Here is a 22,406-nt window from a genome sequence, read left to right as displayed (position 1 = left end):
CGCCAGTTTTTATTGCAATCATGACAATTTTGTGGTATCTGTGGCGTAACATCTGTGCCATCGTGTTAATTATAATGGTGTCATTCAAAAATCAAGACACAGAAGATATCTTTGATGGCAACAGTTCAAAAGATGCTCGAAAAACTTGTCCTGTCAATCTGTGGAATATTGCACAAAGAAAACTATATCAACTAAATGCGGCAATATCTTTAGATGATATGAAAATACATCCAGTTAATAAGTTAGAAGCATGATGAAATGACAGAGAAGGTCAGCATATTATGAGACTTAACAAGTAATATCGAATGTGTTTTGTGTGGACAAATGAAGGAGCTTGTGAAGTAGAAATAGTAGATTATCACGATTGAGGTACATAATCATGAAAATCCCTAAATATCGTCCTCCCAACCATCCTGGAGAAATTTTACTCAAAGACTTTCTAGAACCACTAGAAATATCACCAACCGAACTAGCTCAAGCAATTCACGTTTCCCCTCAACACATAAATGAAATAGTAACTGGAAAACGCCCAATAACACCAAGCACAGCATTGCAGTTAGCAAAATTTTTGGGAAATAGTGCAGAGTTTTGGTTGAACCTACAACAAAACTGGGAACTTTATCAAGTCTTTCAAGAAGAAGCAGAAGATTTGAACAGCATACTGAAATTTACCCGTAAAGAACAAGTTACTTGATTACCTAATCTTACGAGAAATTTAGGCGATCGCACTTCATCATCACCAGTTACTCTACAGGGTATCAATGTTCAACTTCCATTTTAGCTAAATCTGCATTTGGTAAAACGAGTGTACTAGTAGTTTGTTGAACGGAAAGATCCCCGACTTCTTTTAGAAGTCGGGGATCTAAAGCATCACTGATAATCTAATGTTAAATCTCTCCGTGTTTCTACGTGATACAAAATATTTATGCGAAAATGCTAAATAAAAACAGAGCATAGATATGTCAGACACACCACCAGACAGCATTTTGATTGTCACCGACGATGTAGCGCCAATTACCATTCCTGACGCTCAAAGTCAGAGTCGGTAAATGGGAATTTATCGAGCGTACACCAAGGAGTCCAGACCTGAACCAGCGAGGAAGGCGACAACCTCCGAATATCAAACCGAGTCGGATAGCTTGGTAGGCTGCAAAGTCGAACAGTTGTCCGATTCAATAAGATTCAGTACGATCGCCTCTCCCGTAGGTTGGGTGGAGCGACAGCGTAACCCAACAAATAATACGCCGAAAAAGGCAAAATTTCTCAACTACAAAAATTAACGCTGCAATTTGTGTTGGGTTACGGCGCAATTTAAATTTATCGTGTTGCTTTTGATATCTGTTGTGCGCCTCCACCCAACCTACCATCTGATAGCTGTCAAAAAACTCCATATCCTGTATATTCTCTCATTTCAGGAGCTTGAAATCCTAAAACAATATCATCTTTCGGAACTCCTCGATCTACAAGTTCTTGAGCTACTCTCATTTCCGTCATATTCTGCTCAATTGAAATTTTTCCCTGCTTAATATCCAAATGTAAAACACAGCCATAAACTCGTCGATGACCATCCCAACCAACATTCATAACCATATAATGGTCTTGTTTTGTATCAAAAACCGTGTAGCAATCAATCTGACCATTTGCTATGGGAATAGCAGCATAAGCCGTCAGCAATGACTGAATGATATTACGATAAGACTCTAGGGTATCCATTGTAAAATTACCTCTTGAATCGGGTCATAAATAATTTGTTTGATTTGATATCTCTCTACAGATATTTGGGCAAATTCCCGCTTGAAAAAGACTTCGTAAACACCTACAGGCACTGCTCAATATAGAATCCGAGTTGGATCACTAATTTCCAAAGCAAGCCGATAATTCAAAAACTGTCCCAACGCAGCATGGTAATCTGTTAGTGGTGAATCACTCAAAAATGTTTTAATCTCAACTGCAATTTTTTCTTCACCTCGCTCTGCTGCTAACAGTTGCTCTGCACCTAAATCTATTTCAAATTTAGTTCCGCCAACTTCTAGTCGCAGAGGATCATCGGTTATCCTCCACTGCTGCTTTTCTAAAGCAATTCTAACCACAGCATGAAATTTATCTTTAGCAGCCATAGTTGACTTTTTCTGATTTACTTCATATTTTAATGTGTAGGTGTAGTAAGGTAGCAATCTCCTGTAGGTTGGGTGGAGCGACAGCGTAACCCAACAAAATAATACGCCGAAAACCGCAAGATTTCTCAACTACAAAAATAAGTCTTGGGTGGAGACGCAATCTTTATCTTGTGCGCCTCCACCCATAAAAGTAAAGCAGAATCAAAAATAACTAAAGCACAATGTCTTCGCCCTTCTCTGTAAAGCGCACGTCTTTAATTTTCCATTGAGAATTACTCATCAAAGTTTTGCGGACACTTCCAAATAAAGCAAACTGTTCGCAGCTAGAAAGGGAAGCTATTTGGCGCTTCGACTGAGGAGATAAACGCAAATCAACAGTAGCTACCCCATTTCGCACATTCACCCGATAACCAGACAAACTAAAGTCGGCGGTGTCTCGTTCTTGGACAATTTTACCAACGGCGCTGGATACAGGTTCGGTGGCTGACACTTCCACCTTTTGGGGAATAAATTCTTGACATTGAACATCGCTGGTGTAGAGGGTAACTTTGACAGTGTTACTTGTCTCGGTTTTTGGTGCTGCTTCCAACGGTTCAATTTTTGTATTGCTGGGAGTAGTTTTAACAGTGTTATTTGTCTCAGTTTTTGGTGTTGCTTCCAATGGCTCAATTTTTGGATTTTTGTCTCGTAGTTGAGCCATACTAGGGCTTTGGCTAGGAATAGGGTTGGGATTGGTGGTAGAAGTGGTTGTTGGGGTTTCAGCGTCAATTTTGCTGGCTGTTGGTGTAGGATTAGAACTACAACTGCCCAGACTGGCGGCGATCGCCACAACAATTAATGGAATTAAATATCTTTGACTCATAGTTGTACTGCCATACTCTCTTGTTTAACTTCAGTGTCATTGGTATCAATTCCGTATAAATTTGCCAATAGTATTGCTTTAATTCTTATACTCTGATTACTTATCTTCAAATTAGATCATCATGCCCAGTAACGCCACCAGCACCTACGACCCCCGTAAAGCTGAATGGGAGAGTATTACAATTGACCAATGGGAACCATCTAAATGGAAGCAGTGGAAAGCCAAACACCCTGCATCAGATGAATTTGCCAAAATTGAACGAGAATATTTAAGAATTAAATATGCCATTCAGCAAGCTAACTCAGCATTAAACTTAGAAAAAGTTAAAGTCAAACTGAAATTAACCAGTCATAAAACCATCGGCTTACAAGGCACATTTCCTTGTAGACCAGGTGACATTGGTAAACAAGGTAGTCCTAACAAACAATATACCATTTCTTGTGGATTTGCTGCCAATGATACCGGGCTGAAAATGGCAGTTTTCAAGGCGCGAGAACTAGACTTATTATTAATCACTAAACAATTTCAATGGACTGCTGAACTACTGGGTAAACAAGCCCAAAAAATTGAACCCACAGCCCCAGAAAAATCTACCAAACTCATCAGTGAATTAATTCAAGAATACGAGCGCCAATTTTGGAAAACTCATGAAAAAAATCGCCAAGGAATCCGCACCTGGGAAACTCATTATCTGCGTCATCTTAAAAAATTACCCCCAGACATTCCCATGTCTGCCCAAGCATTAGAAGCAGCATTAGAAAAGACTAAACCTAATACCTCATCGCGCTTTTTCTTAGTTTGGCAATTGAAAAAGTTTTGTGAGTTTTGCGGAATTACCAACTTTGCCACAATTTATAGTTACGCCACCCCCAAACCCCATCCCACACTGCGAAAAGTCCCCACTGATGAAGAGATTATTCAGGGATTTATCAAAATTGGTAGCCCATTATCAGTATATGCCAGTAAAGAGAACCTCACAGAACCAGAGCAATGGCAATGGGCCTATGGAATGTTAGCGACTTATGGTTTAAGACCCCACGAATTATTTGCTGTTGATATAGATGCTTTTATGGATACAGCTAACACCTTTCATTTAGTAAAATTAAATCCTAGCTTGACTGACGGGACAAAAACTGGTGAACGCAGTTGTGGTATTCCCCCCCTACATCCCCATTGGGTAGAATTGTTTGATTTAAAAACTATTAAATTGCCTTGCCATACAGGTACTTTGAATAATAAAACTGCAAAACTGCAAGTTAGATTTAGAAATGCCGAGGTCGGATTTAAACCTTACGATTTGCGTCATGCCTATGCAATTCGCGGTCATCGTTTAAGAGTGCCAATCAAAACAATGGCTGATTACATGGGGCATACAGTCCAGGAACATACAAAAACTTATCAACGTTGGATGAATGAAGATGCGAATTTAGCGATTTATCAAGAAGTTGTCATTCATCGACAAGGTACAACTAAAGAAGCTTTACAAGAAAGAATTAAAGAACTAGAAGCAGAAAACACAGCCCTAAAAGCTGAAAATGCCACCCTCAAAGGTTTATTGATTAAGCATCAATTGGGTGAATTGTTAAATCAAGAAATATAAGACGAAATTTCATCTTAGAAAGACTCAGATCCCCGACTTCTTCAAGAAATCGGGGATCTTGTTCTTGTTCGCCTGAGATTGGGAAACATATAGATTAAGTTCAATTCAGTTCCCTAACAGGCAAGTAACAAAACTATGGCTGGTAATCTGATAACTGTAGATAAAAATACTTACGATTCTCTGCACCAAGAACTCAGGGAGTTGCGTCAGCTAGTTGTCCAGTATCAGCAAACCAATTCATGCAGAAACTTACATCCAGAAATCACCCTAGAAAATAGCGAAAGGCGTTTAAAAAGTATTACAGATAATATATTCGGGGCAATTTTTCAATTCACCAATCGCAATGGTGTTTGGAAAGTAGACTATGTGAGCGATTTTATTTGGCAGCTTGCAGGTGTCACAGCAGCCGAAGTGATGGAGGATATTAGTAAATTTCATGCTTGTATACATCCAGAAGATTTTGATAGTTATATAGATTCAGCAACAATAGCCATAGAAAAATCTATTACTTGGCACTACGAAGGGCGTTTGGTGAAACCCAATGGCGAAATTCGCTGGTTTCAAGGCGACTCAACACCTACACGTAATGAAGAAGGGGAAATTATTTTCTGTGGTGTCATTTTGGATATTACGGAACGCAAACAAGCAGAAGCCGCTCTTAAACAATTAAATGAAGAATTAGAAGCAAAAGTCGATGAACGTACAGCCGCTTTACGCCAAAGTGAAGCTAGATTTCAAAAGCTGGCTGATAGTGTACCGGGGATGTTGTATGAATGTCGGCTGGATACTGATGGTAGTATATCTTTTCCCTTTGTGTCTCCGGGATGCCGTGAAGTTTTAGGTCTAGAACCAGAAGAAGTTCAAAACGATGCAGTCATGGGATTTGCTGATGTCTACCCTGATGATCTTCCTGAATTGCAAGCTGCAATTATGCAATCTGCCCAAACTCTGCAAAAGTTTAACTATAAATGGCGGGTGGGCAATATCTCTGGTCAACAGAAATGGGTTCGTGGTGCATCTCGGCCAGAATTGCAAGCAGACGGGGCAATTACTTGGTATGGTTACTTGGCTGATATTACCGAAGCCCAACAAACTGAACAACAATTCAAAGAACAAGCCCAGTTTTTACAAAGTATCTGGGAAGGCGTAGATTATGGTATCTGCGTTTTAGACGTTTTAGATAACGGTACGGAGTTTCGTTTTGTGAAATGGAATCCTGCAATTCTTAACTTTAGCTTGGTACCTTTAGAACCTTTAGTCGGAAAAACAATGACGGAAGGGCTACCTGCTGAGGTGGCAGATTATTATCATCAACGCTACAGAGAATGTGTACAATCTCGCAAGACGATATTTTTTGAAGAATCTTTTGTCGTAAATGAACAAGAAATTTGGTGGTTCTTCAATGTTACGCCGCTTTTTGACAGTGACTCGCAAATTGTTCAACTAGTTATTACTATCACCGACATTACAGAACGTAAGCAAGCCGAGAAAGAACGTCAATTGTTTGTTTCTTTAATTGAAAATAGCAGTGATTTCATTGGTTGTGCAGATTTAAACGGCAAACCTATATTTTTAAATGAAGCTGGACGCAAGTTATTGGGATTAGCTAGTCAAGGATTTAGTGAGGATTTCAGCCTTGATACCTGCTTTGCCCCAGAAGATAAAGAATATCTCTATCAGCAGATTATTCCGGCAGTGATGCGAGATGGTATTTGGCAAGGAGAATATCGGTTTCAACACTTTCAAAGCAAAGAGATTATCCCAGTTGATTATAATCTTTTTTTGATGAAAGACCCTGAGACGGGTGAACCTTTATATCTATCAACTATTACACGGGATAGTCGCGATCGCAAACAAGCAGAAGCTCAATTACAACAACAAGAGCAGTTTTTACGCACCATTTACGACGGATTTCCTCAATTAATATTTGTCGTTAATGTTTTAGAAAATGGTGAATTTCGGTTTGCTGGTTGCAACTCAGCAGCAGAAAAAATGGTGGGGATTAATCATGACAAAATAGTTGGTAAAACACCCAGAGATTTACATGGTGAAATTGAAGGTAAAGCAGTTACTCAACGCTATCAAAGCTGTGTAGATATTGGTGATAGCATTAATTATGAAGAATGTTTGACTTTTGAAGGTGAGGAAACTTGGTGGTTGACTACTCTCAATCCTGTGAAAAATAATGAAGGTAAAATTTATCGAATTGTTGGCTCAACTTTGAATATTACAGCTCGCAAACAAGCAGAAGCAGAACTACAAGCTAGTCAACACTTTATTCAACGCATTGCAGATTCCTCGCCTAATGTCCTCTACATTTTCGACTTAGAAGAACAACGCAATGTGTATGCCAATAAAGAAATCGCTACTGTGCTTGGTTATTCTATCGAAATGATTGAACAAATGGGAGATAAAGTAATTCCTACTATTGTTCATCCCGATGACTTAGCGATAGTCATCCAAAATCATCGAAAAATAGAAACTGCTAATGATGGAGATATTTTTGAAGTTGAATTTCGGATAAAAAAACACAATGGTGAATGGTCTTGGCTATATACAAGAGAAACACCATTTACTCGCAATGCTGATGGCAAAGTTAAGCAAATATTAGGCGTATCAACTGATATTACTGAACGCAAACAAGCAGTTATTCAATTACAACAACAAGCTCAAAATTTAAAAAATACTTTATTAGAACTCCAACGCACTCAATCGCAACTTATTCAAAGCGAAAAAATGTCTTCTTTGGGTAATATGGTTGCAGGTGTAGCCCATGAAATTAATAATCCAGTCAACTTTATTCACGCTAATCTTATTCCAGCCAGCGAATATACCCAAGATTTACTAAGATTAGTAAATCTTTATCAAGAACATTTTCCTGAGCCGCCAGCAGAAATTCAAGCAGAAATCTCACACATTGATTTAGAATTTCTCAAAACAGATTTAGTGAAACTACTTCAGTCAATGCAAGTCGGGACTCAACGCATCCGCGAAATTGTTTTGTCACTGCGTAATTTCTCTCGTTTGGATGAAGCGGAATTTAAGCAAGTAGATATTCATGAAGGTATAGAAAGTACCTTAATGATTCTCCATAACCGGCTTAAATGTAAACCAAATCATCCAGAAATCATCGTCACTAAAGAATATAGTAAATTACCTCCTGTTGAGTGTTATCCTGGTCAACTAAATCAGGTATTTATGAACATCTTAAGTAATGCAATTGATGCCTTAGATGAGGCTTTTATTGGTGAACAAGGACAAATTTGGATTCGGACTGAGTTAGTGAATATAAACAGAGTAGCTATCCATATATCAGATAATGGTCTGGGAATTACTCAACCTGTAATTGCGAAACTTTTTGACCCTTTCTTTACAACTAAAGATGTAGGTAAAGGCACAGGATTAGGTTTATCAATTAGTTACCAAATTGTAGTAGATAGACATGGTGGCAAGTTATATTGCAACTCAACACCAAAACAAGGTGCAGAGTTTGTAATTGAAATTCCCATTACGCAACCCCAAAGTCGTAAATAATGAATTAATTCCAAACTATTGCTAAATCTAAAATAAATCCTGGTAATATCTCTTCTCCGGATAATTGTGTAGGCGCATCCAAAATTTCTACTGGTTTACCTTGACGATAAATTTCAACTTGCTTGGCTGGAGGATTAATTAACCAACCAAGTTTCACTTGATTATCCATATACTCGCGCATTTTTGCTTGGGTTTCTGCCAAATCGTCGCTAGGGGACATCAACTCTAAAACAAAATCTGGTGCTATGGGGGGAAACTTCGCTTTTTCCTTGGGTGTTAGTGCATCCCATCTGTCTTGTTTTATCCAAGCAACATCAGGAGAACGATTTGCGCCATTGGGAAGCTTAAAACAGGTGGAAGAATCAAAACATACACCTAATTTTGTTTGACGATTCCATATACCAAATTCTACAGCAATTTCAAAATTGCTTTTTCCTGTTTCTCCGCCTGTGGGTGGCATAACAGTTAATTCTCCTTTATTATTGCGCTCAAATTTGACATCGGGGTTTTCTCGACATAGTTGATAAAACTGTTCGTCAGTGAGCTTAACAATGGCGTTGAGGTTGAATGTAATAGCTGTCATTGTTATATCCTAGAGTTGGTACTGGTTAGGTTAATTTAAACAGCGAGGAAAGTGATGTTACTAGAACTCAACCAACTAATTGTACCTGCTGGTCATCAGTTGTTGATTAAAAATATATCTTGGTCAACTTATAAACATATTTTGGCAGAATTAGGCGAAAATCGCAGTTCTCGCATATCTTACAGTCAAGGGGTGTTGGAAATTATGGCTCCGTTACCAGAACATGAGGTAGGTAAAAAAATTATCGGTAATTTAGTAGAAATTCTTCTAGAAGAACTCGACATTGAATTTTGGAGTTTGGGTTCTACAACTTTTGACGAAGAAAAAATGGATGCTGGGGTAGAACCTGATGATTGCTTTTACATTCAAAATGAAGCATCTGTTAGAGGTAAAGACAGAATTGATTTAACAATTGATCCACCGCCAGATTTAGCTATTGAAATTGATATTACATCGCGGACTCGGTTTAATAATTATGAAGTGTTAGGAGTCCCAGAATTGTGGCGATGGAGAGGCAATAAATTAGAAATAAGTGTCTTGATTAATGGTAAATATGTAACAACTAATAACAGCTTGGCTTTTCCTAATTTACCCATCTCTCAAGTGATACCAGAATATTTACAACGCAGTAAAACTGAAGGACGAAATGCAGCCATGAAAGCTTTTCGTGCTTGGATAAGAGAGCAATTATAATGACGATCGCCTGATTATTTCCTACTATCTATAATCTCTAAAATCTCGATAATTCTTAACAAGAATTTTTGTATTTGTGATTGACAAGTATAAAATTATACCTTATTATGAAAATAATAAAGGCGATCGCACGCATCTTTGGTCGGAGGGCGATCGCCTTTATGTAAACCCCGTAATGGAGTACAAATACCATAATGGCACAATTATCAAAGTTAGCGCCCTCACCCAGCCACGAAGCCACCCAACAGCCAGTTCCCCAGCGAGAACCAATCAAGCATATTTTGCGGGGTTCTTCCAAAGCTGTGACAAGTACAATTCACCATTTGCAAGTAATTGGTTACGCCAGTGTCGGAGATTGGAGTCCACTGCTACCAACTGGTAACTCAGGTGAAGTGATGAGTATTTTAATCCGGCAAATAATGATTTAATCACCATAAAGACGTTGCAATGCAACGTCTTTAAAAAAGCATTTTTAGACCCCTCTCCAAACCTCTCCCCGCAACGGAGAGAGGCTTTGATGATTACTCCCCTTCCCTCGTAGGGAAGGGGTTGGGGGGTTAGGTTTAAGAGAAAGTTGCACACGACGTGATCTATTTCAGTAATTTTCTAAATCTGCAATCATTCAGGCGATCGCTCTGAAACGGAAATTGCCATAATAGATTAGCTACTTAAGTAAGATGATATGGCGATCGCATTAGATAAAGCTGCATCTGCAAAGATGACAATTGAGGAGTTCTTTAACTATGACGATGGCACAGATGCAATATATGAGTTTGAAGATGGAAACTTGCTGCTGATGACAGCCGAGAGTGAAATTAATCGCCGAATTGCGATGTTTCTGCTTGTCTGCTTTGTACAACTCGGTATTCCGGCTTATCGGCTATCAATGAAAACGGAAATTGTCACCACGGGTTCGCGGGTGCGTGTTCCTGACTTAATGGTGTTTTCTGAAGAGTTAGCAACGGCAATGGAGGGCGCGAAACGCTCTACAATTATGCCAGAAATGCCACCACCATTATTAGTAGTTGAAGTAGTCAGCCCTAACCAAAGCAGTCGTGATTATCGCTACAAGCGTTCTGAATATGGGGCGCGGGGTATTCCTGAGTATTGGATTGTTGATCCTATTGCTCAAAAAGTCACAGTGTTGGAATGGGTAGAGGGTTTTTATGAAGAGCAAGTGTATGTAGGGGATAATGCGATCGCATCACCAGTATTTCCTGATTTAAAATTGACGGTGGCTCAAATTTTGCAAGGTTAATCAAATTACCTGACCAATACCCTTGAGAATTTGCCAAATATTATACAGTTCCCTAGCAGATGTAAACAAAGCAAACACCCGTGATAAATCGTATTTTGGTGTACCTGCTTCTCGCTTGACTTTGATAAACAAAACATCATCCCCATTTGTCACCATCCCAAACACAGGTTTATCAATGTGAGGATTAGCCATGAGATAAGCTAAGGCTTGGGGTAAAGCCGACCAAATCGAAAGTGTGGTTTTTTTGGATTCTACCACCATTACCCACAACTGATTTTGAAGTACCAAAACATCAATCCTGCCACGCAGTACTTCTTCCCCATCATTCAATATTAAATCTACAGATGATTCTGCTTTAATTCTGAAAGGAGGGTCATAAAACCCAGACAGCGCCAGCAATGGGGATACCACTAGCAACATCACTGTTCCTTCTAACAAATCACCTTCACCACGGTGGTAGAGATATCTGCGACGCAGTACATCCAGGGAAGCTTTTTCTGTTTCCGGAATTTGGGGTAATTCACTACACCACTCTGGAAAAAATTCCTCCGACTCAACGCGAACTAAACCAAAGCGGGTTTCTGCTTCTGTCAAACTGGTAATTGCTTCCGTGATTGCTGTTACCTGTGTCATCCTTGCTTTACCGCTAGATAAAATTTTTGGTGTTGGGTTTCCTGATTGTGAGTGACTAAAACAAGATTATTAGCGATCGCACATTTAGTATATTATCGCGTCAAGGCTTAGATACCCGACTTTTATTCGTTGGGGCTAAGTGCAAGATGTGAATAATGCGCGATCGCACATTCTAAAATGGTAGTTTGGGTAGAATGTGGCTAGATAACACCTGAATTAACTGCTAAAAATTATGAACATTCAACTCAAAGCAGAGTATGAGCAATTTATCCAAAACCGAATTGCTACAGGTAGATATGAAAACGCTGAAGATGTGATTATTAAAGCCTTGAAACTACTAGAAGAATGGGAACAGGGTTATCAGGAATGGGAAGAAGAAACTCAGCAAAAACTAGCTGCTGGACTTGCTTCTATCGAACATGGAGATGTATTAGATAGTCAAGTGGTAATGACGCGACTAGAAGAGAAATTACGCATAGCCCGTGAGACTCAAGGATAATGGAATACTTTATTGCCCAGGAAGCAAGCCAAGATTTAGAGGAAATTTTAGATTATTTTCTAGTTCGCAATGTCAACGCTGGCGAAAAATTTATTCGAGAATTTAATAGAAAATGCCAAAATATAGTGCAATTCCCCAATATCGGGCGAAGTTACGCCAAGTTTGACCCAAGATTGAGAGAAATACCTCTGGATGGTTACATTATCTTTTATCAAGTTTTTGAAGATAGTGTGGTGATTGTGCGCGTAGTTAGTGGTTATCGGGATTTAGAATCTATATTTTAAGACAGTCGCTACAAAAGATTGCGATCGTACTGTTTTATAGGTAAATCATTCATCTGTAAAATCTAAAAAAATTTGTCGCGCGAAGCGCGAGGAACGAGTAAAGAATTATGCCCTCGCGGCGCAAACCACAACCCGAAAACCGAAGACATCGTTCCTATAGTCCGGATAGTCGTAGTAGTAACGAGACGCAGAACGGCACTTCCTCGGATCGTCAGGCCAGGAGCCACCGCGCAGCCACCTCTGAATTTGATTATTATTCTCAATAAGCCATGCACTACCATCAGTTGGAGCGTTATTATAGTCTTTGTGCCACTTATCTTGACACCATTCCGATACATTACCGCACATATCGAATAAACCAAAGGGGTTTGCAGGAAATTTCCCAACTTCTGTTGTTTCTTGTCGATATTCACCATTGGGAGCAGTACCGTAAATATAATTCCCGTTGTAATTTGCTAACTCAGTCGTAATCGTTTCTCCAAAATAAAACGGCGTAGTCGTTCCTGCACGACAAGCATATTCCCACTCTGCTTCACTGGGTAAGCGATATATCTTACCAGTCTTTTTCGACAATCGAGCGCAAAACTCTACCGCATCATCCCAAGAAACACACTCAACAGGGCGGTTAGCACCCTGAAAATGGGATGGGTCTGGGTCTAAATCAATATTTACCTTATCAAGAGCCGCAACGGCTTGCCATTGCCCTTGGGTGACGGGAAATTTCCCCATAAAAAAGGGTTGAACAATGACATGATGTTGTGGACTTTCAAAGACACATCGTCCTTCTTCACTCTCTGGCGAACCCATAAGGAATGTACCACCAGGAATTGCAACCATCTCTAGAACTACGCCATGACCCAAGTCTTCGGTAAAATACTCGGCGCGTCCCTGGCTGCGGTTGATGATTTGTCCTTTAGCGTCTACCTTTACTATCTCAAACTCAAACTGATTAGTTTGAATAGCTTCATATAACGTAGAACCTCTCACCGAAGCAGAGAGAGGCTTTGATTCTTGCTCCTCTTCCCTCGTAGGGAAAGGGTTGGGGGTTAGGTTTGATGGATACGCCGCGTTTGGTAATTCTTCCACAACCCCAGGCGGTTTTGGTTGTCCAATAATGCGTTTTTCTATCGGTGCGACATCTTCATCCCGCAAACCTAAATGTTGCTGATAATCTCTTAAATCGTTGAGCGTTCTTTCACTTAGGGTTGGTTCACTTTCAACTGTTTCAACCAACGTTGCTTCATATTCTTCTAATTTGCGCTGATATTCCAGATATGGTTTTTTAACTTCCACTTCAATTGCATCAGCCACATCAGCATCAAGCTGTAACTGGAGACGTAATGAGTTTAACAAGCGACGAGCGGGGATGGTAAATTTGCCCTGATTGATGCGGCGTTCTACTTCCTTACGATACTTCAGCTTAGGATCATCCTTGGGTGACTTCGCTAAAAAAATCCGATAACCATCCTTAAAAGGATAAAACTCCGGTGTCATCGCGGGTGATGCTTCTTGGACTTTGGTTTTGGCGTAGTCATGCAACTCATCCACCGCAATTAAACCATCGCCATCTTTATCGGCTGCACCTTTTTCTATGCCTTCTACTAAATATTGAGTGTAAATCGACAAGTCTAATTCATCAGACTCAAACGCATATTGTGTAGAAGTAGAAGCCGTGAGAATTGCTGTCCCTTCACCACCTAATTGCTGTTGTAGGGCAATCGTACCAATATCTTTAGCTGTCAAACCTTTGGCAAAAGCACCACTAAAGCAGCAATCTAAAATTACTACCCTCCGCTTTGATTTACTCTCATTCATCCATCGGTGTACACTTGTGGCGGCTACAGATGTGAATGGCAGCAGTTTATTTTGATTTTTTTGAGTTTCCCAAGTCGAGAAGTAAAAATCACCATTTTCAACCGTCACCCCATGACCAGAAAAATACAAAAGCACTAAATCATCTTTTTGACGATTAGCATACAAGTTATAAATTTCCCTTTCCAACTCCTGACGCTTGGGATTTTTCAGCACTGTGACATCATCAAAACCACCCATTTCCGGGTTCTCTAACACTCGCCGCATCGCCTCCACATCTTCCACAGCCTTGGGTAGCGGTGCTAATGTTGGTTCCTGATATTCACTAATCCCAATTAGCAGTGCTACTTTAGCCATTGTTGCTGTTTGACGAGTTGTTGAGAAATTCCTGGGCTTTTTGGTAAGCAAAGTCAAATTCTTCGCGGCTGCTGGCTTCGATGTTGATTTCTCTACCGTCAGGCGCTTTCACCAAAATTTTAATTGGTTTGTTGCCAAAGCGATCGCCCAGAAACCCAAACAAAGCTTTCAAATTTTTGGGGTTAACCTCTGCATTCAAAAACCCCAACAAAAAACCACCCAAAGCCTTAGAACCTTCTGGTACATCTGTAACCGCAACTAAATCTGCATCCTCTACCCCATCCACCTCGCGCAACTGGGGAAGCAAATTCTGTACTTGGGCTTGCAACTCTTCATCATCCAAACCCAACTCCGTCAGGGAAACAGTTACCTGCACATTAGATGTAGTTACCATAGCGATCGCTTAAATATAATTTAGAATCTATTTAAACGATTGTATCGGTTATTTGGGCGATTTGAGTAAAATTGCGGTCATTCCTCTCTGCGCCTCCAGTTACTGAGCTTGTCCTAAGCATAGCCATTCGTGCCGCATCTCCGATAGGAGAAGGGCGTAGTTTCACATCTTGCACCAAGCGACTGAAGTCGCAGCTACACAGACAAAACCCGCCTACGCGGGTTCAACAACCCTGATTTTTTAGTCCGCGTAGGCGGACTTCGTTTTTATAGCCGCGAATTCCATTCGTCGGGGCTAGGTACTACGCCTCCGTGTCTCTGCGTGAGACACAAAAAATTCAACTTCCGCAACTCTAAACTTTTTCGTCAAATACTTGCTGTCAGCTTACCAACAAGGTAATTTGCAGAAGCATAGCAAAACCACCTGATAAACCGATGGGAAAAGGGCGATTAGAAGCATTTAGCGATGGTGTAATCGCAATCATCATCACTATTATGGTGTTGGAGTTAAAAGTGCCTCATGGGGCTGAAATAGGCGCACTCCGTCCACTAATTCCAATATTTCTTAGCTACCTCTTAAGTTTTGTCAACGTCGGTATCTATTGGAACAACCACCATCACTTACTACAGGCCGTTAGACAAGTGAACGGTCGGACATTATGGGCTAACTTGCATTTGTTATTCTGGTTATCTTTAATACCCTTTGCTACAGCTTGGATGGGGGAAAACTTTACAAACTTGCCAGTTGCCCTTTATGGTGTAGTTCTGTTGATGGCTGCGATCGCTTATTTTATTCTCACCCGCGCCTTAATTTCTCATCACGGTAAAGATTCAACACTCGCAACCGCCGTTGGTCGAGATTGGAAAGGCAAACTATCCTTGTTGATTTATGCGGCTGCAATACCACTATCCTTTGTCAACTCTTGGTTCGGCTGTGCATTATATGTTCTGGTTGCCATTATCTGGCTAATACCTGACCGCAGAATAGAAAAAGCTTTGAGACAGTGAAAATCAAATATTGTGGGCGTTGCATCAAAGCGGGATAAAATCTTTGCGTCTTTGCGCCTTTGCGTGAGACTTAAAATTTGTGTTTTATAACATTCATACAAGAAGTCTATTAACCAACTGCATAATCTGTAAAATGCCTCAAATAAGGTGCTTGATATCCAATTACAATATCTTGCTTTGGTATACCTCTATCTACCAACTCATTAGCAATACCCACTTCAGTATTATCATTTTGAATCCAAACTTTATCATCTTTATTTAATATCAATATGAACTGTACAACCATAAATTCGATGACGATTATCCCATCCTAAATGAATAATTTGATAAATATTTGCTTCACTGTTAAAAATAGGAATTACTTCAATCTCTCCATTGGCTGGCTTAATTTGACTATATTCAGTAAGAACTTCCTTAATAATTTGTTGATATTTAGCTACTTTGCCCATGTTATTATTTCCTTCTGAACTGGATCAAAAATAATTAACTTTAAGGTGTAAATCAAAATTTGATAAACACAAATGTAGAAGCTGCAAGAGATGAAATCAGAAAACCCCAACTAATAGCTGAGAAACGACGTATAGCATTAGATTTGAATAACGCAATTACCGCAGTTACAAAACCACCCAAAAAGCAAATTAAAAAAGTTTTAGACCAAACAATAACTGCTAGTAGTTGAATCTCATAAGTTGGGCTAGGAGTAGGTTTATCGAGTGAGATATCCAAGAAAGTTAAATACAGAAGAATTGCAGGGATAAAAACTGCACTGACAATTGCAATATTTCGGTATCCTGGCACATTACGACAACTAATAAATGAGATTAAAACTGAGCATAAACCTACAAAATTTACAACAGCCCAAACGATTAAAATCAATAATAAGATCATTCCCATAAAGAATCTCGCTCAATTAAGAATATATACTTACAAGTAACTCATCATCAAGCCAGATATTATACTCTATGTTCTGCGAAATGGCTGCGCCATCAGCATTAGCCGAACGGTATGGGAAGTAAGGGTTGTGGATACATACACCCTTACACAAACCCATCATTTTTCGCCACTTAACCAGATTGAGTTAACAGCCATTGTTCAATTAATTCCGTCACAATATCACTCATTTGCCGTTCTTGAGAGACTGCGGCGGCTTTAAGTTGGCGGTGTAATTGTTTAGGCAAATAAATAGTTGTACGGGTATAATCTGGGTCTGTGCTTTTAGTAGGAGATGTTGGTTTATCGTCAACATTTGGCAATTTATCTCTGAGTTGACGACTACGGGCAGCATCAATTAAATCATCAAACCGACTAGTCTTTTTCTTGTTATTCATTTTAATTATTTCAATATTTCTTTTCCGGCTTCAGCGTAACACCGCCAAGCAATTTGAGCGTAAGGATCTTTCACAGCATTTACAGGAACTCCTTCTAAAGCCGCACGTTGAAATACAGCTAATCGCCGGATTCCTGCTTGAAATATAGGTAAACCTGCACTTAACAAGGTTGTTCTCGCTTCTTCGCCTGCTTTATTAGGTAATGGTGGAATCAGGGTGAGCAAAATTCGGTAGTTGGTTTTGAGTTTTTGCAATGACTCTACCATTTGTAAGGTTGCGGCTAGTGCGATCGCATCTGGAGTTGTTGGTATAACTAATAAATCACAACCTTTCGCCAGGGTTTTTAATTCATCTGCATCCGGTTTGGCAGGAGTATCTATTACTATATGTTCATAGAGTTTAGCTAAACTCACTGCTTGCGCTTCATCTGCAACTTTAAACGGTAAACAACCCCGGTTAGACCAATCTAAAGCACTACGGTTTAAATCTCCATCTACTAATAGTGTGTCAGCTTTGTTTTGCAAGTATGTAGCTAAATGCAACGCTGTCGTTGATTTACCTACCCCTCCTTTAAAGGCGGCTACGGTGATGATCATTTTATTTACCTACCAAGATTTGATTCATTAGTCCGCGTAGGCGGACTTTGTTTTTATAGCCGCGAATTACATTCGTTGGGGCTTAATCTAAACATTTAAACATCTGAATAGCAAAATGTCTAAACATTTATATGTTTAGTAAATAAAATATCTGCATGTAAAACATTAATATACTAATCAAAGGCATATAAACTATTAGGCATCAAAATTATATAAGTAAAGTGAGAGATAAAAGTATTTATAACTACCAGTAGCTGCTATATGTTAAAATAGTACAAAAGTACTTTTATCGTGATAAAATCTGCCGAGGTTAATAGATGGACAGGTGTACCGAAACGTTTTAGAATTTGTCTCATAAAAGTAAATCTACTTACTGCACCATCAACCCCAGCATAGTAAAGATTTTCTGGTGATTCTGCTTGTCTGTAGAATCATTCTATTAAGATAGGAAAGTCTTTATATAGAGGGTAGTAGACAATGGATGTCAAACTAATCCTGGCTGGATTAACAGTAGTATTTAGTGTTGCGTGCCTATTTTTTGGTACGAAAAATGGATTTTATGATTCAGAGAACTATCATGGCAATGGCTCTGCACATTAACTAGCAGTCATAAACGAAAAAGAAACCAGAGACTGATGAGTAATCTTGTTACTCAGCACTCAGCACTTTTTCAAGGTAAATCATGCCTAACTTTTGCGAACCAATCTAGGTTTTTCAAAGGCGTTCTCTCCAATCAAAAATCCTCAATTTCAGGGTATGTGGGCGCAGTCCAAAACTTAGCCCTATGTCACAAAAGCAAAATCTCCAAAACTCAAGCTTTTGCGACACGTCAAAGGTGATTAGGTTGGAGGGGGGAAAGCATGAGGGATAATCTGTCGGCATCCTCTCGCTTTGATACTGAGGAAACAAATGTTGAATTAAACTGTTTTCCTTATAGTGTCCAGCATAATGATGAGGGTGTATGTTTACTGGTCAAAATGGGGCCGCATCGCATTCTACTAGATTGTGGAATGGAGAATATTGCGTCACTGCAAAAAGGGTTAACCAAGTCAGCACGTCGAGGAAGTTCACCCTTACCCGCAGATGTTGTACTGATCAGTCATGCTCACCCAGATCATGCTAGAGGTGTGTTGGCATTACATAAAGCTTTCCCACTTTTACCTATTTATGCCAGTGAAGTCACTACAAAATTATTGCCATTAAATTGGCCAGAACAAAACCTCAAAGATACTCCCCAATTGTGTCATGCGCTGCCGTTGCGATCGCCCATAGAATTGCAAGCAGGTTTAGTCGTAGAGTTATTTCCCGCCGGACACTTACCAGGGGCTGTGGCAATTTTACTCACCTACACCACCGAACATCGCGCTTATAAAGTACTCTACACAGGTGACTTCTTCCTCTCCAATTCCCGCTTAGTCGAAGGTTTGCGCTTAGAAGAACTGCGGGGATTAGATGTGAATGTCTTAATCATCGAAGGTACTTACGGGACATCACGTCATCCCCACCGCCGCAACCAAGAAAACCAACTAGCGGAAAGAATTAATCGCGCCATCGCCGACTCTCATGCTGTACTGCTTCCCACACCCGCATTAGGTTTGGGACAAGAACTATTAATGCTGCTGCGGAGTCATCATCACTTCACCGGGCGAGATTTAGACATTTGGGTAGATGGTACTGTCGCTCAAGGCTGCGATGCTTATTTAGAACTCTTACCTTATCTTCCTCCCTCTGTGCAGAACTTTGCCCGTCATCAACCCTTATTTTGGGATGAACGGGTACGTCCGCGAGTCCGGCGCTTGCAACCAGAACAACGCGCTGTTGTGGGAAAATCACCCTGTATTGTGCTTACAGACTCCAATGCTGATTTAAGCGAATATTGCCAACCCAATACAGGCCCTTGGCTGATTCTGGTACCAGAAAAAATTGATATAAAAATTAACCAGCAAAACTTAACTTCTACCACTGTAGAAAGTTATTTGCTGGCTCAACATAGTGATGGCCCTGGTACAACTCAGCTAATTCACAATTTGCGCCCCCAGCATGTCTTATTCGTTCACGGTTCAGCAGCTTACTTAGCTGATCTCACAAGTTTAGAGGAATTACAAAATCGCTATCACGTCCACTCACCAGCAGCTAACACATCAGTAGAACTACCAATTGGGGAAACATTTGTTCAACCAGCCGCACCTGAAACGAACTACGAAGGTGAACTGACAGAATTAGCCACAGTCATCACCATCTCTTTACCCGAAGCAATTACTGAAGATCCGCGTTGGCGAGAGTTTGCCGATACGGGTTTAATTGAAGCGCGTTGGCAAGGGGAAGAGATTGTCTTACGTGGATTATCCCAAAGAGAATTACTAAATCAAAGTGGCGATCGCTATACTTTATCAGATGTTGATTGCTGTGGTACTTGCCGACATCAAAGGGGACAGCGTTGTTGGAACCCTGTCTCACCTTTATATAACTTTAAAGTCACCCTGGAAGGATACTGTCCAGCTTTTGAACGCCCATCAACAACCGAGTCCTGAGTAAAGAGAAATTGATCTCATTCACCCAGGACTTAGGACTGTGTTTTTGGTTAATCAGGGTTGGAGTCGGTAAAACGATTACGGATGCGTTCAGCTTCAGGACAATCTTCAGTTAAGAGAGGTTCGACATTACCCCTTGGTACGGAAGCTAACTTTTGAGTGACAGCGCCAATACTTTCGAGGCGAACCATTTCTTCCCATGAACAAACTTCGTCTTCCTCATCCGTTTCATAGCGTAGCGTCACCAAATCTCCCTCTATGTCGATGATGCGGGCTCGTTCGATCCAGCGTTGCTGGTCCCGCAAGAAAACACATACCTCCCGCCCATCGCAACACAGTTGATAAATCTTGCGGTGTAGCATGTACTGCTTCTGCCTTTTTAAACAACGTACGTTAAACCTGAAAAAATTTGGGTGTTACCCCAAGATTTTACATCCCTAGAAAAAGTGAGTGTCACGGTTAAGAATGTAGTGCCTTTAATGACCATTTAGGTAAATTTTAGGTCATAAACCAGTAGCTACTGCACCCGTTAAACACAATCTCCTTCAGGGTTGTAAGAGAGAATGTCTACTTCAGAGAAGTCACACAATCCGGGATTTGTGCTAACCAGTTTAATAGCTGCTGGTGAGTCTTTCCTATCATTATGTAATAATAAATACTCCAAAACAAGCGGTGATTGCGGTTGTTTAAGTTGCCTACTTGTAGTCATGGGCATTACTAGGAAGTCTGGGGAATCTGCTGTACTTTTACCCCTGTGTATTTGATCTTAACTCATTATTTTGCTTGCCTTCATGGTTTTCAACAACAACATCTTAATGAGTTTTAAATTTTTAGGTTGTTACCGGGGAAATTCCATACTATGAAACTGGGTGTTAGGGTGTCAGGGTGGAGGGGTATAAGGGTTTTGCTCACCTACATTATTCCTCAAACCCCTCGTCTTAATTGGATTTGTACGGGGTAAGAAATTCTATCAGTCGCTCTGAAGAACCTTCTCGCTTGATTTTACCTGCTTGAACCGCATCATATAGGTCTGCCAACACTAACAAGTCCTCAGACTGATAGCATTTAGTCGCTAGGACTTGATGGAGCAGACCCTCCGATTCAACACTAAGATATCCAGTTTGAAAAGCAGATTCCACGAGTGCGCGAATCATTGTAATTAGGGCATCATCAGCAACTTAATATATCTAGTGTGGAATATTTTGCTTTCAGATTGATTGATATCACACCGTAGATGTTTGTGATTTTAGTTACATAAAAACTGTGATTTAAGTCACATTTTGTTGTGATCACAGTAATTTCCGATAATAAAGCTATCAGTACAAACCCCAACTGACAAAATCATTGTTTTGGACTTTGAGAATAATTTAGCTATTATTACTGTGTCGAAAAAATACCACAAATTTACTTAAGAGGACTTACGCACAAGGATTGTCTGTAGAGACTGGTTGTCAGGGTATCAAGATTTTGGATATATATAGCCCTACACCCTACTAGTAAAAAACTTACGGAAGTCCTCATCTTGTTGACTTAACTGCACCCAGTCAAGGTTTAAAGAGATAAATTTTTGTGACAAGCGATCGCAAGCTGGACGTTCTGTGGCGTAATGACCTGCATCAACTAAGATTAAACCGTGATCGCGGCTTTCTTGAAACTGATGAAATTTGCAGTCAGAAGTTAAATAAACCTGCGCCCCAGTTTTTACCACCGCCGAAATGAAACTCGCGCCAGAACCACCCAAAACAGCCACCCGTGAAATTTGCTGTTGTAAATCAGCCGTTGGAGAAAAAATCAAATCAGGGGGAGAAAGGCGCTGTTGAATAATGGCGAGTAACTCTTGGAGTGTGAGTGATTTTTCCAGTTCACCAACTCTTCCGTAACCAAAACCAGAGACAGCCGGTACTATAGGCGAGACTTCTTGAAGTTCTAAAATTTGAGCCAAGACATCAGCCGTACCGTCTGGTACTTGGTCGAAATTCGTATGGGCAGTATATATCCCAATATTGTGAATGAAGGCTAACCGTACCATTTCGGATATCGCCTCACCACGCCGAAAAGATTTGGGAGGGGTGAAAATTAACGGATGATGGGCAAAAATCAGATTAGCATGATGGGCGATCGCTTCCTCCATCACTGCCAAAGTCGGAGTTAAACACACCAACACCCGCGCCGACTCTTGCAAAACCCCAGGCTCAACTTGCCAACCACAATTATCCCAGCTTTCACACCAAGCCGGATTTGCCCATTCTTCAAACCAACTAATTAAATCAACAATTTTCATAACTTACTCTTAGTTTCCTCAGCACTCAGCACTCAGC

General features: G+C 40.3%; 27 protein-coding genes and 1 pseudogene. 12 read left to right on the top strand and 16 right to left on the bottom strand.

What is annotated here, in order from left to right; translation table 11 throughout:
* Window positions 1-74: 74 nt before the first annotated feature.
* From H6G74_RS31340 to H6G74_RS22485, 3 genes are all read left to right on the top strand, one after another.
* A complete protein-coding gene (locus tag H6G74_RS31340) occupies window positions 75-254 on the top strand; it encodes a hypothetical protein (protein WP_242051321.1) in 180 nt (59 codons plus the stop codon).
* A gap of 125 nt (window positions 255-379) precedes the next feature.
* Window positions 380-694 carry a HigA family addiction module antitoxin gene (locus tag H6G74_RS22490; protein ID WP_190969771.1) on the top strand — a complete coding sequence of 105 codons (315 nt, stop codon included), beginning with the start codon at window positions 380-382 and terminating at the stop codon, window positions 692-694.
* Between the two features lie 355 nt (window positions 695-1,049).
* A complete protein-coding gene (locus tag H6G74_RS22485) occupies window positions 1,050-1,280 on the top strand; it encodes a hypothetical protein (protein WP_190969770.1) in 231 nt (76 codons plus the stop codon).
* A gap of 97 nt (window positions 1,281-1,377) precedes the next feature.
* On the opposite strand, the gene H6G74_RS22480 is transcribed toward H6G74_RS22485, so the two are convergent.
* The 3 genes and pseudogenes from H6G74_RS22480 to H6G74_RS22470 all read right to left on the bottom strand — a co-directional run bounded on the left by H6G74_RS22480 (window position 1,378) and on the right by H6G74_RS22470 (window position 2,979).
* On the bottom strand, window positions 1,378-1,713 hold the full coding sequence (locus tag H6G74_RS22480; protein ID WP_190969769.1) for a XisI protein: 336 nt from the start codon (window positions 1,711-1,713) through the stop codon (window positions 1,378-1,380).
* A pseudogene (locus H6G74_RS22475) lies at window positions 1,701-2,117 on the bottom strand (XisH family protein). The gene H6G74_RS22480 and the pseudogene H6G74_RS22475 overlap by 13 nt, the downstream one beginning before the upstream one ends.
* A 211-nt stretch (window positions 2,118-2,328) precedes the next feature.
* A complete protein-coding gene (locus H6G74_RS22470) occupies window positions 2,329-2,979 on the bottom strand; it encodes a sporulation/spore germination protein (protein ID WP_190969768.1) in 651 nt (216 codons plus the stop codon).
* A 121-nt stretch (window positions 2,980-3,100) separates the two neighbouring features.
* Between H6G74_RS22470 and H6G74_RS22465 the strand changes: the two genes are divergently transcribed.
* Together H6G74_RS22465 and H6G74_RS22460 are read left to right on the top strand one after the other, a co-directional pair.
* Window positions 3,101-4,579 carry an integrase gene (locus H6G74_RS22465; protein ID WP_190969767.1) on the top strand — a complete coding sequence of 493 codons (1,479 nt, stop codon included), beginning with the start codon at window positions 3,101-3,103 and terminating at the stop codon, window positions 4,577-4,579.
* A 135-nt stretch (window positions 4,580-4,714) separates the two neighbouring features.
* The gene (locus H6G74_RS22460) at window positions 4,715-8,113 is read left to right on the top strand and encodes a PAS domain-containing sensor histidine kinase (RefSeq protein ID WP_190969766.1); all 3,399 of its coding nucleotides are present in this window, start codon (window positions 4,715-4,717) and stop codon (window positions 8,111-8,113) included.
* A 4-nt stretch (window positions 8,114-8,117) separates the two neighbouring features.
* Here H6G74_RS22460 and H6G74_RS22455 read toward each other — a convergent pair whose 3' ends face one another.
* On the bottom strand, window positions 8,118-8,696 hold the full coding sequence (locus tag H6G74_RS22455; RefSeq protein WP_190969765.1) for a Uma2 family endonuclease: 579 nt from the start codon (window positions 8,694-8,696) through the stop codon (window positions 8,118-8,120).
* A 54-nt stretch (window positions 8,697-8,750) separates the two neighbouring features.
* On the opposite strand from H6G74_RS22455, the gene H6G74_RS22450 reads away from it, so the two are divergent.
* The 3 genes from H6G74_RS22450 (at window position 8,751) to H6G74_RS22440 (ending at window position 10,647) form a co-directional block, all read left to right on the top strand.
* Window positions 8,751-9,389: a Uma2 family endonuclease gene (locus H6G74_RS22450; RefSeq protein WP_190969764.1), complete on the top strand. Its 639-nt coding sequence runs from the start codon at window positions 8,751-8,753 to the stop codon at window positions 9,387-9,389.
* 194 nt (window positions 9,390-9,583) lie between these two features.
* Window positions 9,584-9,817: a hypothetical protein gene (locus H6G74_RS22445; RefSeq protein ID WP_190969763.1), complete on the top strand. Its 234-nt coding sequence runs from the start codon at window positions 9,584-9,586 to the stop codon at window positions 9,815-9,817.
* A 254-nt stretch (window positions 9,818-10,071) separates the two neighbouring features.
* On the top strand, window positions 10,072-10,647 hold the full coding sequence (locus H6G74_RS22440; protein ID WP_190969762.1) for a Uma2 family endonuclease: 576 nt from the start codon (window positions 10,072-10,074) through the stop codon (window positions 10,645-10,647).
* Here H6G74_RS22440 and H6G74_RS22435 read toward each other — a convergent pair whose 3' ends face one another.
* Complete coding sequence (locus tag H6G74_RS22435; protein WP_190969761.1) at window positions 10,648-11,280, bottom strand: type I restriction endonuclease; 633 nt, start codon at window positions 11,278-11,280, stop codon at window positions 10,648-10,650.
* 232 nt (window positions 11,281-11,512) lie between these two features.
* Between H6G74_RS22435 and H6G74_RS22430 the strand changes: the two genes are divergently transcribed.
* Window positions 11,513-11,779: a type II toxin-antitoxin system ParD family antitoxin gene (locus tag H6G74_RS22430; protein ID WP_190969760.1), complete on the top strand. Its 267-nt coding sequence runs from the start codon at window positions 11,513-11,515 to the stop codon at window positions 11,777-11,779.
* Window positions 11,779-12,063: a type II toxin-antitoxin system RelE/ParE family toxin gene (locus tag H6G74_RS22425; protein ID WP_190969759.1), complete on the top strand. Its 285-nt coding sequence runs from the start codon at window positions 11,779-11,781 to the stop codon at window positions 12,061-12,063. The genes H6G74_RS22430 and H6G74_RS22425 overlap by 1 nt, the downstream gene beginning before the upstream one ends.
* 105 nt (window positions 12,064-12,168) lie before the next feature.
* Here the strand turns inward: H6G74_RS22425 and H6G74_RS22420 are convergent, their stop codons facing one another.
* Both H6G74_RS22420 and H6G74_RS22415 read right to left on the bottom strand, forming a co-directional pair.
* The gene (locus tag H6G74_RS22420) at window positions 12,169-14,232 is read right to left on the bottom strand and encodes a caspase, EACC1-associated type (RefSeq protein ID WP_190969758.1); all 2,064 of its coding nucleotides are present in this window, start codon (window positions 14,230-14,232) and stop codon (window positions 12,169-12,171) included.
* Window positions 14,225-14,626 (bottom strand): sugar ABC transporter permease, encoded by a 402-nt coding sequence (locus H6G74_RS22415; protein WP_190590257.1) that lies wholly within the window; start codon window positions 14,624-14,626, stop codon window positions 14,225-14,227. The genes H6G74_RS22420 and H6G74_RS22415 overlap by 8 nt, the downstream gene beginning before the upstream one ends.
* A gap of 434 nt (window positions 14,627-15,060) precedes the next feature.
* On the opposite strand from H6G74_RS22415, the gene H6G74_RS22410 reads away from it, so the two are divergent.
* Window positions 15,061-15,633 (top strand): TMEM175 family protein, encoded by a 573-nt coding sequence (locus tag H6G74_RS22410; RefSeq protein WP_190969757.1) that lies wholly within the window; start codon window positions 15,061-15,063, stop codon window positions 15,631-15,633.
* Between the two features lie 109 nt (window positions 15,634-15,742).
* Here H6G74_RS22410 and H6G74_RS31770 read toward each other — a convergent pair whose 3' ends face one another.
* From H6G74_RS31770 to H6G74_RS22390, 5 genes are all read right to left on the bottom strand, one after another.
* A complete protein-coding gene (locus H6G74_RS31770; protein ID WP_313888511.1) occupies window positions 15,743-15,850 on the bottom strand; it encodes an element excision factor XisI family protein in 108 nt (35 codons plus the stop codon).
* Between the two features lie 37 nt (window positions 15,851-15,887).
* A complete protein-coding gene (locus tag H6G74_RS31765) occupies window positions 15,888-16,082 on the bottom strand; it encodes an element excision factor XisI family protein (protein WP_313888510.1) in 195 nt (64 codons plus the stop codon).
* A 52-nt stretch (window positions 16,083-16,134) separates the two neighbouring features.
* Window positions 16,135-16,527 carry a hypothetical protein gene (locus H6G74_RS22400; protein ID WP_190969756.1) on the bottom strand — a complete coding sequence of 131 codons (393 nt, stop codon included), beginning with the start codon at window positions 16,525-16,527 and terminating at the stop codon, window positions 16,135-16,137.
* A 170-nt stretch (window positions 16,528-16,697) separates the two neighbouring features.
* Window positions 16,698-16,961 (bottom strand): CopG family transcriptional regulator, encoded by a 264-nt coding sequence (locus tag H6G74_RS22395; RefSeq protein ID WP_190590260.1) that lies wholly within the window; start codon window positions 16,959-16,961, stop codon window positions 16,698-16,700.
* Window positions 16,962-16,966: 5 nt separating this feature from the next.
* Window positions 16,967-17,557: a ParA family protein gene (locus tag H6G74_RS22390; protein ID WP_190590261.1), complete on the bottom strand. Its 591-nt coding sequence runs from the start codon at window positions 17,555-17,557 to the stop codon at window positions 16,967-16,969.
* 860 nt (window positions 17,558-18,417) lie between these two features.
* On the opposite strand from H6G74_RS22390, the gene H6G74_RS22385 reads away from it, so the two are divergent.
* Entirely contained in the window at window positions 18,418-20,088 is a 1,671-nt protein-coding gene (locus tag H6G74_RS22385; RefSeq protein WP_190969755.1) for an MBL fold metallo-hydrolase, read from the top strand.
* Window positions 20,089-20,138: 50 nt separating this feature from the next.
* Here the strand turns inward: H6G74_RS22385 and H6G74_RS22380 are convergent, their stop codons facing one another.
* The 4 genes from H6G74_RS22380 to H6G74_RS22370 form a co-directional block, all read right to left on the bottom strand.
* Complete coding sequence (locus tag H6G74_RS22380) at window positions 20,139-20,450, bottom strand: DUF6679 family protein (protein WP_190590263.1); 312 nt, start codon at window positions 20,448-20,450, stop codon at window positions 20,139-20,141.
* A 167-nt stretch (window positions 20,451-20,617) separates the two neighbouring features.
* Complete coding sequence (locus H6G74_RS22375) at window positions 20,618-20,803, bottom strand: hypothetical protein (RefSeq protein ID WP_083468859.1); 186 nt, start codon at window positions 20,801-20,803, stop codon at window positions 20,618-20,620.
* A 223-nt stretch (window positions 20,804-21,026) separates the two neighbouring features.
* On the bottom strand, window positions 21,027-21,242 hold the full coding sequence (locus tag H6G74_RS31335; RefSeq protein ID WP_242051320.1) for a hypothetical protein: 216 nt from the start codon (window positions 21,240-21,242) through the stop codon (window positions 21,027-21,029).
* A 329-nt stretch (window positions 21,243-21,571) separates the two neighbouring features.
* Window positions 21,572-22,369: a Nif3-like dinuclear metal center hexameric protein gene (locus H6G74_RS22370; protein ID WP_190969754.1), complete on the bottom strand. Its 798-nt coding sequence runs from the start codon at window positions 22,367-22,369 to the stop codon at window positions 21,572-21,574.
* Window positions 22,370-22,406 lie beyond the last annotated feature (37 nt).

It is taken from the genome of Nostoc spongiaeforme FACHB-130, assembly GCF_014698475.1.
Classification (GTDB): domain Bacteria; phylum Cyanobacteriota; class Cyanobacteriia; order Cyanobacteriales; family Nostocaceae; genus Nostoc_B; species Nostoc_B spongiaeforme.
This window is presented reverse-complemented; position numbering and strand designations above follow the sequence as displayed.